Source organism: Microbacterium sp. NPDC056569, assembly GCF_042793475.1.
Taxonomy (GTDB): Bacteria; Actinomycetota; Actinomycetes; order Actinomycetales; family Microbacteriaceae; genus Microbacterium.
The window spans coordinates 216,203-233,012 of sequence record NZ_JBHTUV010000005.1 but is presented as its reverse complement, the minus strand read 5'-3'; the positions used below and the strand labels follow the sequence as shown (position 1 = coordinate 233,012).

Annotated in this window: 6 protein-coding genes (1 of these 6 only partly in view); 3 read left to right on the top strand and 3 right to left on the bottom strand. The window is 72.0% G+C overall.

Annotation, left to right across the window (positions count from 1 at the left end; all coding sequences use genetic code 11):
* Positions 1 to 39: 39 nt before the first annotated feature.
* On the top strand, positions 40 to 543 hold the full coding sequence (locus tag ACFQ7C_RS08350; RefSeq protein ID WP_378899057.1) for a glutathione peroxidase: 504 nt from the start codon (positions 40 to 42) through the stop codon (positions 541 to 543).
* 60 nt (positions 544 to 603) lie between these two features.
* On the opposite strand, the gene ACFQ7C_RS08345 is transcribed toward ACFQ7C_RS08350, so the two are convergent.
* The 3 genes from ACFQ7C_RS08345 to recO all read right to left on the bottom strand — a co-directional run bounded on the left by ACFQ7C_RS08345 (position 604) and on the right by recO (position 2,901).
* A complete protein-coding gene (locus tag ACFQ7C_RS08345) occupies positions 604 to 1,284 on the bottom strand; it encodes a DsbA family protein (protein WP_378899055.1) in 681 nt (226 codons plus the stop codon).
* A 64-nt stretch (positions 1,285 to 1,348) separates the two neighbouring features.
* Positions 1,349 to 2,161: an isoprenyl transferase gene (locus ACFQ7C_RS08340; protein ID WP_378899053.1), complete on the bottom strand. Its 813-nt coding sequence runs from the start codon at positions 2,159 to 2,161 to the stop codon at positions 1,349 to 1,351.
* Positions 2,158 to 2,901, bottom strand: a complete 744-nt coding sequence (gene recO / locus ACFQ7C_RS08335; protein WP_378899051.1) for a DNA repair protein RecO — start codon at positions 2,899 to 2,901, stop codon at positions 2,158 to 2,160. The genes ACFQ7C_RS08340 and recO overlap by 4 nt, the downstream gene beginning before the upstream one ends.
* A 95-nt stretch (positions 2,902 to 2,996) precedes the next feature.
* Here recO and ACFQ7C_RS08330 point away from each other — a divergent pair, with 95 nt between their 5' ends.
* Both ACFQ7C_RS08330 and ACFQ7C_RS08325 read left to right on the top strand, forming a co-directional pair.
* Positions 2,997 to 4,280, top strand: coding sequence for a right-handed parallel beta-helix repeat-containing protein (locus ACFQ7C_RS08330; RefSeq protein ID WP_378899135.1), 1,284 nt, complete (start codon positions 2,997 to 2,999; stop codon positions 4,278 to 4,280).
* Between the two features lie 195 nt (positions 4,281 to 4,475).
* A protein-coding gene (locus ACFQ7C_RS08325) for a hypothetical protein (RefSeq protein ID WP_378899049.1) crosses the window boundary here: on the top strand, positions 4,476 to 16,810 show its start. Its footprint extends 25,102 nt past the window's final position; 12,335 of the gene's 37,437 nt are visible here — the first part of the coding sequence; its start codon is at positions 4,476 to 4,478; its stop codon lies beyond the right edge, outside the window.

Here is a 16,810-nt window from a genome sequence, read left to right as displayed (position 1 = left end):
AATGGCCTCCTCCCCATGTGGAGGGCTTAGCCTGGGGGCATGACCGAAGCCACCCTGACCGACCTGCGCGAGATCCCCTTCGACACCGCCGACGGCGGCACCGCGAGGCTCGCCGATTACGGCGATCAGGTGGTCCTCGTCGTCAACGTCGCCTCCAAGTGCGGGCTGACCCCGCAGTACGAGCAGCTCGAGCAGCTGCAGAGGGCGTACGCCGACCGCGGCTTCACGGTGCTCGGCTTCCCGTGCAACCAGTTCATGGGCCAGGAGCCGGGATCGATGGAGGAGATCCTCGAGTACTGCTCGGTCACATGGGGCGTGACCTTCCCCGTCTTCGACAAGATCAAGGTCAACGGTCCCGGCGCCGCGCCGGTGTACAAGGCACTGAAGAAGTCGCGCGACGCTGAGGGCAAGAAGGGCCCGATCGTCTGGAACTTCGAGAAATTCGTGCTGACACCGGAGGGCGGCATCCACCGCTTCCGTCCGAACGTCAAGCCCGACGATCCGTCGATCGTCGGGGTCATCGAGGCGAACCTGCCCCGCTGACCCCGGAGACCGAACGGGCCCGCCGCGATTCGTCGCGGCGGGCCCGTCCTCTGCATGCGCTCAGGCGTCGACCTCGGCGGGCTCGCGGTGCTCGGACCAGACCTGCCGCACGATCTGCGCGAACGCCTCGGCCGGCTGCGCGCCCGATACGCCGTACTTGCCGTCGATCACGAAGAAGGGGACGCCGTTGATGCCGTACGCGGCAGCCTGCGCCTGATCTGCGCGCACGGCTTCAAGGTAGCGGCCGCTCTGCAGCGCGTCGCGAGCGGCGTCGGCGTCGAGTCCGGCATCGACTGCGAGGTCGACGAGCTCGTCCTCACGGCCGAGATGGCGCCCCTCGGTGAAGTACGCCGCCATCAGGCGCTCGGCGAGCTCGTGCTGACGACCCTGCTCCTTCGCGAAGTGCAGGAGCTCGTGGGCCTTCACGGTGTTGGTGTGCTTGAGCAGATCGAAGCGGTACTCGAGGCCGGCATCGGCCGCGACGCCGGTCACCCGCTCGAGCATCTGCTGCACCTGCGTACGCGGCATGCCCTTGTGCTGGGCGAGGAAGTCGAGCTCGTCGCCCTCGAAGTCGACGGGCGTATCGGGCGACAGCTCGAAGGAGTGGTAGGTCACCTCCACGGCGGGGGCGTCGGTGTCCGCGGAGGCCGCGGCCAGCCCGTTCTCGAGATTCCGCTTGCCGATGTAGCACCAGGGGCAGGCGATGTCGCTCCACACGTCGATCTTGATGGCGTCCGTCATGCTGAGGACAACCGCACGCGACCGCGCATCTATTCCGACGAATGCGTCGGCGGTGGGGCGCGGTTCAGGACGCCGAAGAATCAGGAGCGTCCACGGCGCCGCCGAAACGGCGATCGCGGCCGAGGTAGGCGTCGATGCCGTGCCACAGGTCCTCCCGCGTGAAGTCGGGCCACAGCGTGTCGAGGAACACGAACTCCGCGTACGCCGACTCCCAGAGCAGGAAGTTCGAGGTGCGCTGCTCTCCGCTCGACCGGAGGAAGAGGTCGACGTCCGGCATGTCCGGGCGGTAGAGGCGGCGCTGGATCAGCTTCTCCGAGACGGCCGAGGGCTTGAGCCTGCCCGCCGCGACGTCGTCGGCGATCGAGCGCATCGCGTCGACGAGCTCGATGCGGCCGCCGTAGTTGACGCACATGGTGAGCGTCAGCACGTCGTTGCCGGCAGTGAGCTGCTCGGCGAACTGGAGCTCTTTGATGACGCTCCCCCACAGGCGCGGCTTGCGCCCGGCCCACTGGATGCGCACACCCCATTCGTTGAGCTGATCGCGCCGCCGGTGGAGCACATCGCGGTTGTAGCCCATGAGGAAGCGCACCTCTTCGGGTGAGCGCGACCAGTTCTCGGTCGAGAACGCGTACACCGACAGGTGCTTGACGCCCGCCTGGATCGCGCCGGCCACGACGTCGAGGAGTGCGGCCTCGCCCGCCTTGTGCCCCTCGATGCGGGTGAGGCCCCGGCGATTGGCCCACCGGCCGTTGCCGTCCATCACGATCGCCACGTGGTTCGGCACGGCCCCGCGCGGGTATTCGGGCGGGTGGACTCCGGTCCAGTCCAGCGGGCGATACGGCACCGCGTCGCGGTGCGTGTAGGGCTTCGGGCTCACCTGATGCCTTCCTGCGGGGCTGCCGAGACGTGGGAGAGCGAACGGATGCCGCGCTCGAGGTGCCATTGCGCGTAGGCCGCGATGAGGCCCGAGGCGGCTGCTGTCGACCCCGGCGACGCGGCATCCACCACATCCCATTCGCCTGCCATCAGCGACTGCAGGAGCGACACGGTGCCGGCGTCGACGCGCGCGGCGCCCGTGGGCGCGCAGTCGCGGCAGATGATGCCCCCCTGCTGGGCGACGAACGTGTCGTGGGGGCCGGGGCGTCCGCATCGGGCGCACTCTCCGAGGCCCGGGGCCCACCCCGACAGCGCCATCGCGCGGAGCAGGTACGAGTCGAGCACGCTGCGCGCCGCGTGCTCGCCACGCGAGAGCGCACGAAGGCCGCCGACCAGGAGGAGGTACTGCTGAGACGTGGCCTCGGCCTCGTTCAGGCGGTCGGCCGCCTCGACCATCGCGTGCGCAGAGGTGTAGCGGTCGTAGTGCGCCACGATCTCGGCGCCGTACGAACCCAGCGATTCGGCCTGCTGCACGATGTCGAGCGATCGCCCCTGGTACAGCTGCACGTCGGCGACCATGAAGGGCTCGAGGCGCGCGCCGAATCGCGACGACGTACGCCGCACGCCCTTCGCCACCGCGCGCAGCTTGCCGTGACGACGGCTGAGCATCGTCACGATCCTGTCGGCCTCCCCCAGCTTGTGGGTGCGCAGGACCACGACTTCATCGCGGTAGGTGGGCACGTGTCAATTATCCCGGGTGCCCGCGCGATCCGGCGGCACGGCGCAGCGGGTTGCGCCGGGCGAGCGCTCGTGCGTGGCATTAGGCTCCGCATGTGATGCTGCCGCGAGCCGTCGCCGCCCTGGGCCTGGTCGTGCTGCTCTCCGGATGCAGCGCGCCGGAGGACCCCGATCCGACGCCGAGCACAGACTCCCGCCAGGCGGAGTGCGCCGCCGCCGCGGCGGGCGTCGCGGACGCGGTGGCGGAGGTCGTCGCGGGCTACGAAGGACCGTTGAGTCCCGACGGCTCGATGACGGCGTCGCCGGAGCCGCTCCCCTCCGCAACACCCGGCGGAGAGGCCGACGATCCGCTCTCGGAGGCGGTCGCCGCCGCCCGACAGACGCGCGAGCGACTGGGCTGCGACACCGACCGGTTCGAACAGGATCTGCGCGCGGGACTCGATGACGTTCGTCCGCAGGGTTCCATTGCGACGGCGGTCTGGCGCCGCGTCTCGGCGACGCTGCTCGGCGAGATCCCAGCGGACGCGGCAGAACGGACGTTCGAATCCGGGGAGGATCTGGCGGAGGTCGTGGCGCAGATCCCCGAGGGCGGAACGCTGGTACTCCCTGCAGGGACGATCGAGGTGGAGGACACCCTCGTGCTCCTCGACGGCGTGACGCTGCGCGGCGCCGGTCGGGATGCCACGGTGATCCGCTCCTCGGCACCCGACGCCGCCGTGCTCATCGCCGCCGCGGGCCTCGTGAGCATCGCAGATCTCACCGTCGAGGTCGCGGGCACGAACCCCGCGTCGGCGGTCGTGGCCGGCCCCTGGGCATCGGTCGTCTTGGCGGGCGCTCGGGTCGCCGGCGCGACCATCGCGGACGGCATCGGAGGTGCCGGGGTGTATCTCTCGTCCGGTGCCGACGACGTCTCGGGCGAGCAGACCACGCTCGAGGTCACCGACACTCTGTTCGAACGCAACGGGTGGGCGGGGCTCGCTGTCACCGGCAAGCACCGTGTCAGCATCGAGGCCTCCGCATTCTCGGGGAACGGCGAGGTGGGCCTGCTCTTCATGGACGCGACCAGCGGATCGGTCCGCTCGAGCACGTTCGCAGACAACACGGTGGGTGTGGCGGTGGCCGGCACGGCCTCTCCCACCCTGCTGTCGAGCAGTGCGAGCGGCGGGTCCGTGGCTCTGCAGACCGACGATTCGGCGGCGCCGACGGTGGACGGACTGGATATCGGCGGGGCGACCACGGCCGCTGCGATCCTGGGCGGCGAGTCCGGCGGATGGATCGGCGGCGTCGCCTGCCACGACGTGCCGTTCGGCATCGTGGTCTCCAGCGGTGCCGCTCCGACGATGGGCTCCAACTCCTGCCCGCTGAGCCGCGGCGGATCCTGATCGGAGCGCGTCACGACGAGCATCGGGAACTTCGCGACACGCCGGTGTTCTTTCGCGACACGCCGTAGAAGTCCAGATGCTTGAGGAAATCTGCTTGTAGCCGGTCCGGCCCCGGTGTCATACTCGGCCACGTTGACCCCACTTCGGGTGTGGGGTTTTTCGGGAACATCGGGCGTGGGGGGAATCGTGCCGTCGGTGGGGGCCGTTCAATCGGGTGTGCGCAGCCGCGCTGCTCGGCGTCGCGCACGCGGCGCCGGCGCCGCTGCCGTCGCGGCCCTGGTGAGCGTCGCGCTCGTCGTCTCCGGCGTCGTCCCGGTCCACGCCGCGACGCCTGTGCCTTCCGCTGCTGAGCATGCCCCGGCGGCGTCCGCACCCGCACCCGCACCGACGCCCGAAGAGACACCGACCGAGGTCGTGCACCTGCGCGACGCTGAGGTCGTCGTGGTCCAGGTGCTGCCGCGCGACCAGGCACGCGCCGCGCTCGATTCCGTCTTCGCGGCCCAGGAAGACCGGCGGGCGGAGACGACTCGTCGCGAGCGCGTCACCCTGGCGGAGCAGAGCGCGTACGTGACCGAGCTGGCCGTCGCACAGCAGGCGGCCCAGGCGGAGGCCGATGCGAAGCTGCAGGAGGCTCTCGCGGCGCTGGCCAAAGCGCTGTCCACCAGCCAGTGCACCACCGTCGGCGGCACCAACGGACAGCCCGCGTCGATCTCGTGTCCGATGGAGAACGGCGATGCGACCATCTCCGGCGACGACGGCACCGGCGTGACGACTCCGACCCCGACTCCGACTCCGACTCCCACGCCCACGCCTTCGACTCCCGCGGACGACGACGGTGACGAAGCACAGCCGTTGACGGCATCCAGCACCCCGGCGGATCCTGTGGGTCCCGACCAGTTCCTCAGCGAAGGAGCACTGGCAGGCGCCGTTGCGCAGGTTCTCGGCGAATGGGCCGGCGCCGGTGCCGACGTCTCGGGCATCACCGCGTCCGTCGCCTCGCTGCCGGACGCGCGACTGGGCGAGGCATCCGGTCGTGCGATCGTCATCGACGACGACGCCGCCGGGTGGGGCTGGTCGCGCATGGACCTGCTCACCGTCGTCCGCCACGAGGTCGGCCACGCGCTCGGCGCGGGCCACGGCGGCGGCCTGATGGCGGAGACGCTGTCGCCGGGTGAGAGCCGGGGCATCGACGCGTCGATCCTCCCCGCGCCCGAGCCGCCCGCGCCCGAGCCGCCGGCACCGGCTGAACCCGCCCCTGCCGAGGAGCCCGCTGCGGCCGTCGAGCCGGCGGCGGTGGCGCCTGCCCCTGTCGCCGGGTCGCCCACGCAGCCGCAGCCGGCCGACGCGCAGATCACGGATCCGACAGCGCCGGTCGTCGCCGGCGAGGCGACGCTCGCGGCAGGCGGCTGGACCGTGGCCGATGGCACCGCGACCCTCGCGCTCACGGCGGAGGAAGCCGCGTCAGGCGGCATCGCGCTCGTGGGCGGGCGGATCGTCTTCACCTCCGAGTCGGGAGCGACGCTCGCGACGCCCGCGCAGGGGCTGACCCAGGTCGTCGTACGCGGCGTCGACGGTGCTGCATCGTTCACCGTCGACCTCACGGGCATCGCCGGCCTCGCGCTCGCGATCGACGGATCCATCGACGCCCTGCTCGTGAAGGGCCTTCCCGCCGCGGTGGTGCTCTCGGGCACGCCGGCGCGGCTGCGGCTGGACGCCGTCGTCGCAAGCCTCACGTTCCTCGCGCCACGCGTGTCCGCCCTGATCACCGGGGAGGGCTCTGTCGCCATCGACGGCGCGGTCGCCCTTCCCGGCGCGGACCTGACGGTGCAGGCGAAGTCCATCACGGTGCGCTCGGGAGCCTCCGTCGACACGACGGGCGCCGACCGTGACGGCGCGATCACCTTCGTCGCGAGCGACACGAGCATCGATGGCGAGGATGCCGCGGCATCCGTCACCGTCACGGGCGCGCGGCTCACCGGGGGCGAGGTGACGCTGCGCGCCGACTCGACGGACGCCACGGGATCGTGGTCGTCGTCGTCCGCGGGTGTCGCGGTGGTCGACTCCGAGATCTCGGCGACGGGTGACGTCGTCCTGAGCAGCTCGTCGACGAGCGCGTCATCGGCGAACGGCCTCGCGGCGCTCGTGAGGAATCAGTCGTCCGCGGTGACGCGTCTCGGCGGCACCACGACCATCACCACACCGGGGAGCGTCCGGATCGAAGCGCGCAACGCGGCGTCCGCGAGCGCTTTCGCGACCAACGGAGCCGGCATGGGGCTGGCGGAGGCGGACATCGTGCGCCTCACACATGCCGTCGTCGAGGGCGATCAGTCGATCAGCGCCGCGCGGCTGTTCCTGCTCGCGACCGCGGCGGGGTCGCTGCGCGTCGTCGCGGCGGGCACGGGTGGCTCGGCGCCGGCGGAGTCCGAGCTCGGCGGCATGGCGCTCGCGGCGAACCCGCACGCGGGCGCGGTCGCCGTCGGCCGCGCTTTCCTCGAGACCATCGCCCGCTTCGCTCCGTCGGCGAACGTCGACCTCGACGGCACTCGGGCGACCGTCCAGGCGGATTCCTCCATCGACGCCACCGTGGAGGGAGCCGACGGTGTCACGGCTCTCATCGTTCGCGAGGTCTCGGCCGCCGCCGTCGGTGAGAGCGCCGGGCTGAGCGGCGTCTCCGATCTCACCGTTGTCGCCACCGCCCGTCACAGCATCGCGGCCGACGGCGGTGCGGGCTGGGCGCTCGTCTCGTCCACGGCGCTCACCACCGCCTCGATCGAGGCCGGCTCGCCGCTCACGGTGAGCGGCGACCTCTCGCTCCACGCCGAACAGCAGGCCAGCGCGCGCGCGACCGGCACGGGGGCGGCCCTCGCCCTCGGCGTCCACGACTCCGCCGTGCGACTGGTTCGCGGCGCCGATGTCGCCGGAGCGGTGGATCTCACAGCGGTCGGCCGTTCGGACGCCGCGGCGGTGGTCGCGCAGGGGCGTGCCGCCGCACCGTCCGCGGCGACGGCAGTGCTCGCGGGCCTCGGCGGTGCGGTCGCGCCCGCGCCCGCGCTCGCTCCGACCGCCGTGCCGATCAGAGCCTTCGGCGGCGTCTCGATCGCCGCGACCGTGACCACCACGCTCGGTGCGATCGGGGCCGCTTCCGTGCCGCTGCGTTCCGGCGGTGGCGTCAGCCTCGCCGCCGTGAGCGGCGGCACGACCACGACCGGCGGCTCGGGTGCCCTCGGCGGCGAGATGTTCCTCTTGCCGCCCCTGATGCGTGCCGGCACGGTGCGGGTGAACAGCCCCATCGTGGCCGGTGGAGACGTCGTGCTGCACGCCGGGCGCGGTCCCCCGGCTGCGGATGCCTCCGTCTCCCTGAGCGTCGACGTCGACGCCGCCATCACTCTCCTCGATCCCTCCGCCACCCTCGAGATCTCGCCCTCGACGCAGACGCCGGCATTCACGCCGCCTGCCGGGGCAGTCCTCGTCTCGGCCGCCGCCGGCGGCACCGTCAGTACCGGACGAGCGACCCTCTCCTTCGCCCCCGGTGCGCTTCCCGCCGACGCATGGGTCACGATCACCGCTCGTGATGCCGCCGTCTCCGGCATCCTCACCCGCTCTGCGGTCTTCGACCTCCGCGCGTACGACGCCCGCACCGGTGCGCTCATCTCGACGTTCCTGATCGACCCGGTGCTGACCATCGGGGTCGGAAGCACGGCAGGTCAACCGCGCATCTGGTACGTGGCGCCGGACGGGTCGGTGCAGGCGATCGCGACGACGGCGGATGCCGCATCGGGCACGGTCAGCGCCGCGCTCCCCCACTTCTCCGACTATGTCGCCGGCTCTCCGCTCGCCGGCATCGTCGGAATCATCGTGCAGCAGCTCGAGGCCTACGTCGCGAGTCACCCGTACGACCAGGACCTCGACGACATCGTGCTCAGCGACGCGCTCTCGCTCACCGGCATCCACCTGGCCATCTCCCTGAGCGGGCTCACCTCGCCGTACACGGGGACCGCCAGCTTCACCGCGACCCTCCTGCTCGACCTCGCGATCGGCGCCCTGCGCATCCAGGCGAGCGCCGCGGTGAGCGCGACGTACACGCTGGCGGGCGCGACGACTCTCGACGCCGGCACCCTGCTGATCACGCTGGGCCCTGCGTCTCCCGCGACGACCTTCGGCATCTCCGTGTCGTCGGGCGGCACCGAGATCGCAGAACTGTCGGTCGCCTCGGCCACACTCAGCCAGGACGGCTCCGACCTCACGATCTCGGCCACCGGCGTCTCCGTCGCCTTCGGCGACGCGGTGGAGATCACCGGCGGGACGCTGCTCCTCGTCTCGCGCGACGACACCGGCGACGTCGACTTCGCACTCACCGGGGGGACGGTGAGCATCACCGCCGGCGGATCCGGTCTGACGGTGTCCGACGCGCAGCTGAGCTACAACGGCGCCGACGGCCTCTCGCTGGCGGGCGACCTCGAGCTGGCGGTCGCCGACACCACGCTCACCGGCACGGTCCGCATCACGCGGGCTGCCGGGGTGACGACACTCACCGTCAGCGCGCTGCGAGCCACGCTCGCCTCGGGCACCGCCCAGACGCTCGACCTCGCCGACGGGGGCGGCACCCTCGTGCTCGCGCCGGCGGGCGTGAGCGGCACGCTCACCGCGACGGTCGTCGCGACGGGCTTCGTGACCGCGACGCTCGCGGGCCGCGTCGAGATCGACACGGCGGCCGGCACGACGGCGGTCGCACTCGCGGCCAGGAACCTCGGCATCGATCTCGGCGGCGGGCTCGCGCTGTCGGGCGCGGTCGTCGGCCTGTACGTCGAGTCGTCCGCCGCCGGTACGAGGATGGCGCTCGACGCGAGCGGCGCGGTGTCCCTCACCGGCTGGACGGATGTCGCGATCAGTGGACTCTTCCGCGCGAGGGTCAACGGATTCACGGTCGTCGTCGACGAGGTCGTCGCGCTCGGCGACGGATCCGGAGATGTCACCATCGCGTTCGCCGCCGCGGAAGGCGACTCCTACAGCGGGACGGGCCTCTCGATCACGGTGGTGGGCCAGGCGATGACCGGCGACCTCGCCTTCGCGACGACGCCCGACGGATACTCGGTGACCGTCTCGAACCTCTCCCTCGTGCTCGGCGACGGGGCGGCGGCGCGGTTCGAGAACGCGGCGGGCACCTTGACCCTCGACGGCGGCGAGGCGACGGCGACACTCGCCGGGGACCTACGCATCTCGGTGCCGGGGCTGGCACTCGACGTCTCGCTCGCTCTCGACATCAGCACAGCGGCCGCCGACCGCCATGTGCGGGTGAGCGGCGCCGACGTCGTCCTGACGCTCGCCGGCCAGGAGATCACCTTCGAAGACTTCGATGTGTCCCGTATCGTCGTCGACGGCGCGACCCAGACGCGGATCTCGGTCGGCGGCGGCGCCTTCGCGATCACCTCCGGAACGACAGACCTCCTCGCGCTCTCCGGGATCACCGGGTCGCTGACCATCGGTCCCGCCGGCGTCGCCGGACGACTGACCGCGGGCATCTCGTCGGACGTGGCGGGCTTCGACTTCGCCTCGCAGGTCGGCCTCGCCGTGAACACCGGCTCCTCCGCCGTGGGCGATCTGCCCGCAGGGCCGTACCTGCGCATCGACACGATCGGCACGGTGCTCACCGTCGCCGGACAGGAGTTCAGCGCCGATGTCGCCTTCGAAGGCGGCGTCGACGCGGCCGGAGCCGTCGTGCTCCGTGCGGGGGTGGCCGAGGGACGGCTGGTGTTCGCGGCAGGCGGGACCTCCGTCGTCACACTGACCAAGGGCACCGGCGCGCTCGTCGTCTCGGCCGGCGGGTTCGCGGCATCGTTCACGGGCTCCGTCGCGGTCGCCCTCCCCGGCGTCTCGTTCACCGGCGGCCTGAGCGTGCGGGTGAACACCACAGGCGTCGATGTCGACACCACGGTGACCGTGGGAGGTGCGGACCTCGCGCTCGTGCTCCCTGCGGGCGGCGGCTACCTCGAACTGGCGGGCACCGACGTCGTGCTCGTGATCGCTGGGCAGCGCCTCACCGGCTCGGTCTCGGTGGAGAGCATCGGCGGCGTGACGACGATCGGTGTGACCGACGGCACACTCGACTTCGGCGACGGCGTCGTCACCCTCACGGGTGTGACGGCCGCCCTCGGCGTGGGGACCGGCGGAGCCTGGGGCTCGTTCACCGGCACGCCGACGGTCATGCTGCCCGGTGTCGGGATCAGCGCCGGTTCGCTCACGGTGCAGTTCAACACGGATACCGCGACGCACGACACGATCACGGCGGGTACTTTCCGGGTCGGAGCCTCGACGCTCTCGGTCACGGTGGCCGGGGTGTCGATCACCGGCACGGTCTGGTTCGAGCGCGTCGTCACCTCGGGAGCGGCGTCGTACCGTGTCAGCATCGCGGGCGGCACGGCGAGCCTCGGCGCGTTCGTCTCCGTGTCGGCCATCACGGGGGCGTTCGTGATCACGCCGGCTGGCGTCGCAGGAAGCATCGCCGCGACGGCCGACCTGACGGTCCCCGACCTCCTCTCGGTGACCGGGACGGCCGTGACCGTCTCCGTCAACACGACGCCGGGACCGATCGACCCGGGCACCGGCGTGCTGCCGGCCGGACCGTACCTGCGCGTCGAGGTGGCCGGGCTCACCGCCACGATCACGGGCGCCGGGACGATAGAAGGCTCCTTCGCCTTCAGCCGGTCGACGGCGCCGGGCGGGACCGTCGAGACCATCGTCGCGATGACGGGCGTCTCGGTGACGCTCGACGGCGACGCCGAACCTTCCCTGTTCGACGGGTCGGGGGCGCTGGTCGTGCGGTCCGGCGGCGTCGCGGGCTTCCTGTCGGGCTCGGCCTCGCTCGGCGGAGGAGGCGTGTCGGTCGACGGCACCGTGCTCCTGCAGATCAACACCACGCCCGACCCCATCGACACCGTCCTGCGCGTGGGCGGCGCGGACATGGTCGTGAAGCTCCCCGCGCCGGCCGCGGGCGACATCATCTTCAGCCTGACCGCGTCGGATCTCACGCTGACGATCGGCGACTTCGTCACGATCGAGGGCAACCTGACCTTCAGCGACACGGTCATCGGCGGTGTGCCGGTGCGCGTGGTCGCGGCATCCGGTCTCACGATCTTCCTCGGACGAGGACCGGCGTTCCTCGAATCCGGGGCGCTCAACCCCCTCGCCATGGGTGTGCTCCTCACGGATGCCACGATCGGCCTCATCGAGATGGGTGCAGGCCACGCGCTGGTCGCGACCGGGACGGTCAGCGTCATCGGGGTGCCCGGTGTGACGCTCACCGGCACGACCAGCGTGCGCGTCAACGACACCGGCCTCGCCGTGACGCAGACCATCGAGATCCCCGGCAGCACCGCGCCGGGAGTGCTCGTCGATTTCGCCACGGATGCTGCGGTCACCGAGTTCGTCGTCAGCGGGGCGACGCTCGCTTTCGGCGGTCAGTCGCTGAGCGGCACGTTCGAGTTCGGCCGTGACGGCACCGATCTCGCCCTGTCGGTCAGCGACGGCGCGATCTCGCTGGGCGACGCCGTCGCCGTCACGGGCATCCACGGCGACCTCGTCGTGCGTCCGGGCGGCGTCGCCGGCGTGCTCGACGCGACGATCTCGATCGCCGCCCTCGGCGTGAACGCGGTGCTCGCGGAGCTCGCGGTCAACACCGCAGCGGCGACCGTCACCGTCGGAGGCGCGTCGCTCCCCGCCGGTCCCTATCTGCGTGTCGCTCTCTCAGGGCTCGACCTCGTGCTGCTTGGTCAGACGATCCGGGCCGACATCGCGGTCGAACGCGTGACGACCGTCGGCGTGTCCACCACGATCATCGGACTCTCGAACGTCGCGCTCTTCCTCGGCGACGACGGCGGCACGCCGGGCGACTCGGGCACCGCTGTCGACGACGACCTGGGAGTGCGGCTGAGCGCGGGGTCCGGCCTCCTCGTGCTCACGGCGGCCGGGTTCGCCGGTCAGGTCGACGGCACGATCTCGGTGCGCCTCGGCGCCGACGCGAGCCTCGAGGGCGAGCTGTCGCTCGTGCTCAACACCACGGGCGCGAGGATCCAGGCGTCGGTGGTCGTCGGCACGACGAGCACGACGCTCGACGTCGCGGCCGGGCCGTACCTCCGGTTCGAGGGACGGGGCCTGACGCTCGAGGTGCTCGGGCAGTCGCTCAGCGCGAACGTCGCGATCGAGCGCGTGACGCCGCTCGGCGCGGGCGGCGTGCCGGACGGGACGAAGACGCTCATGCGGATCGCCGCCACGGACGTCGAGCTGCGGCTGGCGGGTGACGCGCTGGTGCTGTCGAACGGAAGCGCGCTGATCCTGTTGTCGTCCGCCGGCGCCTCCTCGGCCTTCGCCGGCCGCATCACCGGCGACCTCGTCCTCGATGTCCCGGGCCTCGCCTTCTCGGCCGGACTCGCCGCCGAGTTCAACACCGGGACGGATGCTGCCGACCAGACCTTCCTCGTCCGCGGCGAGACTCTGACGCTGGCACTGCCGGCGGGCGGCGCGACCGGCTACGTCCGGGTCGCGGGCACCGGGGTCGCGCTCACGATCGCCGGGCAGACGCTCACCACCGACCTCGAGGTCGTCGACGACGGCGGTACGCTGACCCTCACCCTCCGCAACACGCGCATCGTGCTCGGCGGCGGGTCACCGCTGCTCACGGTCAGCCAGCCCGGATCCGGCCCCGGTTCGACAGCGACGATCGTGCTCGCACCGGAGGGCGTCTACGGCGCGATCATGGTCGCCGTGGCATTCGGCGTCGCCGACATCGCCGTGACCGGCACGGTCACCGTCGCCTTCAACACGACGGGCACAGCGCAGACCGTCGCCGGGTGGTCGGACACCCTCCCGGGTGGCCTGCTCCGTGTCGGGGGCGAGAACCTGGCGATCACGGTGCTCGGCCAGTCGCTCGGCGCCGACGTGACCTTCGAGCAGGTGGCGGGCGCGGGGGGCCCCGTGGTGCGGGTCGGCGTCGCGAACGTCGCACTCGCGCTCGGCCCGCTCACCGTGAGCGACGGCTCGGGGTTGTTCGTGATCACGCCGAACGGCGTGGCCGGCTCGCTCGAGCTCACCGTCGGGGTGTCCGGCTCGGTGTTCTCGATCGACGGTGGTTTCGAGCTGCACGTCAACACGACGACACTCGCGGTGACGGACACCCTGCAGGTCGGTGCCGGAACGGTGACCCTCGATGTGCCGCCCGGCCCGTACGTGCGCATCGCCGGGACCGGTGTCGTGCTGACGGTGCTGGGGCAGCAGATCCGTGCGGACGCCGCGTTCGAACGCGCGACCTCCTACGGCGCGGACGGGGTCGCCGGCGGCGCGGACGACTCGGTGCTCACGCGGATCGCGCTGACGAACGTCTCGGTCTCGGTCGCGGCGGGTTCCGCGGCGCTCTCCCTCAGCGGCGGCGAGGCCGTCTTCGTGCTCCTGTCCGGCGGCGGGCTGGCGGGTCGGATCACAGCGACCGCGTCCCTGAACGGCGTGCCCGGGGTGAGCATCGCCGCGACGCTCACGGTCGAGATCAACACGACCGCCGCGGAGGTCGACGAGATCGTCCGGGTAGGAGCGGGCACCGTCGCGGTGAACCTTCCCGCGGGCGGCACGAGCGGGTACCTCCGGGTCGTCGGCGACGATGTCTCGATCGTCATCGCCGGCCAGACCCTCGCCGGCGACATCGAGGTGGTGAAGCAGGGCGCCGCGCTGACCTTGACCATCTCGGACGGAACAATCGTGTTCGGAACGCCGACCTCGCCCCTGGTCAGCGTCACCGCCATCCACGGTTCGTTCCGCGTCACGAGCGCCGGCATGGCGGGCTCGCTCGCCGCCACGCTGGAGGTCACCGTGCCGGGGCTCGCGGTGAGCGGTGACGTCGCGGTGCAGGTCAACTCCGGGCTCGCCGCCGTGACCCTCGACCCCGGCGGTCCGGCCGAGGTCGTCGTGCAGCCGGGTCTCAAGGTCGAGGTGACCGGCGCGAGCATCACTGTGGCGGGCCAGTCGCTCGGCGCCGCTCGGGTCCTCGTCAGCCGTTCGCCCACCGGCGAGGTCGCGTTCGCGGTCACCGACCTCACGCTGCAGCTCGGGACGTTCGTGAACGTCACCGCCGCGCACCGCTGGTCGGGCGCCTTGCTCGTGACCGCCGGCGGCGTCGCGGGGAGCTTCTCGGGCAGCGTCACCGGGATCTTCTCGCTCCCTGCCGGGCTCACCCTCGGCGGCGACATCGAGTTCGCCGTCAACACGTCGATCGCGGCGGTGCGCCGCGCCGACCTCGGCATCGACGTCCCGGCGGGTCCGTTCCTGCACGTCGCCATCGCGCGCGGCGTGCTGGGCGTCGCGGGGGGCCCGTCGTTCTCGGGGAACTTCCTCCTCAGTCGCGGCTCGGCCGGCGCCACGACGATCGCGTTCAGCGACGTCTCGGTCGCGCTGACGCCCGAAGGCGGTGAGGGGCTCGAGATCGTCGACGGTCGTGGCGCGTTCCTGCTCACCACCGGTGGCATCGTCGGCAGCTTCTCGGGGGCCATCGCGGCCGCCGCGGGCGGCCTGGACGCCGAGGCCACCGTCGCGGTCCGGTACAACGGCACCACGCAGCCGCTCAACCAGACGATCACGGTCGGCGGCGTGGACGTGCCGCTCGTCTTCGCGGCCGACGAGATCGCCGACGCCGGCGGCGCCTTCATCGCGCTGGCGGTGTCGGGCTCGATCAAGCTCGGCGACTTCGTCGAGATCATCGGCAGCGTCGACTTCAGCGGGGCCGAGCTCGCGGTGGCGGATCTCACCGTGTTCGTCGGGCAGGGCCCCGGGTTCGTCGAGGACGACGCCCGCAATCCCTTCGCCGTGGGCCTGTATCTCACCGGCGTGAACGGGTTCGTCAAGGGCACGACCGGCAGCCGCGTCGTCGCGATCTCCGGGACGGTCGAGCTCGTCGGCATCCCGGGCGTCACCCTCGCGGGCACGGCGTGGATCTCCTACAACGAGACCACCGCCGAGCAGGTGCTCGGCACGGGCGACGACGCCGTCACCGTGGCGGAGGGCGCAGCGGGAGCGCCGCATCTGCTCGTCGTCGGCGACCTCACCCTCGCGGTCGCCGGGCAGGAGCTCACCGGCACGTTCGCCTTCGAGACCCTCGCCGGCGGCGGACTGCGCATCCGCTTCGGGTCCGAGGCCCGCGACGGCGGGGCGCCCCTCACCCTCAGCCTCGGAGACGGCGTCGCCGTCGCCACCGTCGCCGCCGGAACGCTCGAACTCACGCCGCAGGGCCTCGCGACAGTCCTGGTGGCTAACCTGACGCTCAACGCGGGCGACGACTTCGAGCTGACGGGCGACATCGGCCTGCAGCTCAACACATCGACGTCGGCCCGCACCGTGGGCGGAGTGGTGCTGCCGGCCACCTCGCTCCGCGTCCAGGTGGGCACTCTGGCGACCCCGGCGGCCCTCACCATCGCGGGCCAGACCCTCTCCGGCGTCTTCGTCTTCTCGCAGGTGCGCGGGCCGGTGCTGCCGAGCGCTCCCCCGGGCACTCCGGCACCGAGCACCGCCGTGATCATCGCGTCGGCGCTGACGCTGTCGCTCGGCACCGCGACCGCGGGCGCCCGGCTGACCGACGGCTCCGCGGTGTTCCTCATGCGGGACTCCGGGCTCGCCGGCCGCATCAGCGGGACGGTCCGGTTCCTCGTCCCCGGCGACGCCGTGCAGTTCAGCGGTGCGTTCACCGTCGCGGTCAACTCCGGGCCCGAGGTGGACGAGAGCTTCCAGCTCGACGGAACCACCGTCGCGCTCGACCTGCTCGCCGGCCCCTTCCTCCGCGTCGAGGGCACCGATGTGGCGATCGTCGTCGCCGGGCAGCGGCTCTCGGGCGACTTCACCTTCACCCAGTCCGGAAGCGGCCCGTCTGCCACCACGGTGATCACCATCGCGGACGCGAGCGCCGGTTTCGGCGACGGCACGACGGACTTCGTGTCGCTCACCGGCGGCGAGGGCCAGTTCGTCCTCAGCGCCACCGGCGTCGCCGGCAGCGTGAGCGGAACCCTCGCGGTGGCGCTTCCGGGGATCCTCGTGAGCGGCGACTTCTCGGTTGTGCTCGACACGACCGACCCGGCGGCGAGCTCGATCTCCGTGGCCGGCGAGGACATCACCATCGACATCGGCGGATTCCTCCTCACCGAGGGTGAGGTCCGTTTCTCGCAGCGCACCGTCGGCGGCGTCAGGATCGTCGACATCGCGATCGCCGCGATCGCCGACTTCGGCGCCCCGATCGGCGAGCTGTCGCTCGCCGGTGCGCTGCAGATCGGTCCGGCGGGCCTCGCGGGCATCCTGGCCATCCAGGGCGCGAGCATCTCGCTCGGCGGCGGCGTGACGGTCTCGGCATCCGCACTCCGGTTCGAGATCAACCGAGGGTCCCAGGCCGTCGTGCTCGCGGACTCCCCCCACACCCGGCTGGAGGCCGGGCCGTACCTGCGGATCGCGGGCGAGGGCATCGCGGTCGCGATCGGCGACGTGACGCTCACCGCGGATCTGCTGTTCCA

Excerpts from the sequence above, each read along its gene's own strand:
- ACFQ7C_RS08330 (WP_378899135.1), top strand. The coding sequence starts at position 2,997 with ATGCTGCCGCGAGCCGTCGCCGCCCTGGGCCTGGTCGTGCTGCTCTCC.
- ACFQ7C_RS08345 (WP_378899055.1), bottom strand. The coding sequence starts at position 1,284 with ATGACGGACGCCATCAAGATCGACGTGTGGAGCGACATCGCCTGCCCC.
- ACFQ7C_RS08350 (WP_378899057.1), top strand. The coding sequence starts at position 40 with ATGACCGAAGCCACCCTGACCGACCTGCGCGAGATCCCCTTCGACACC.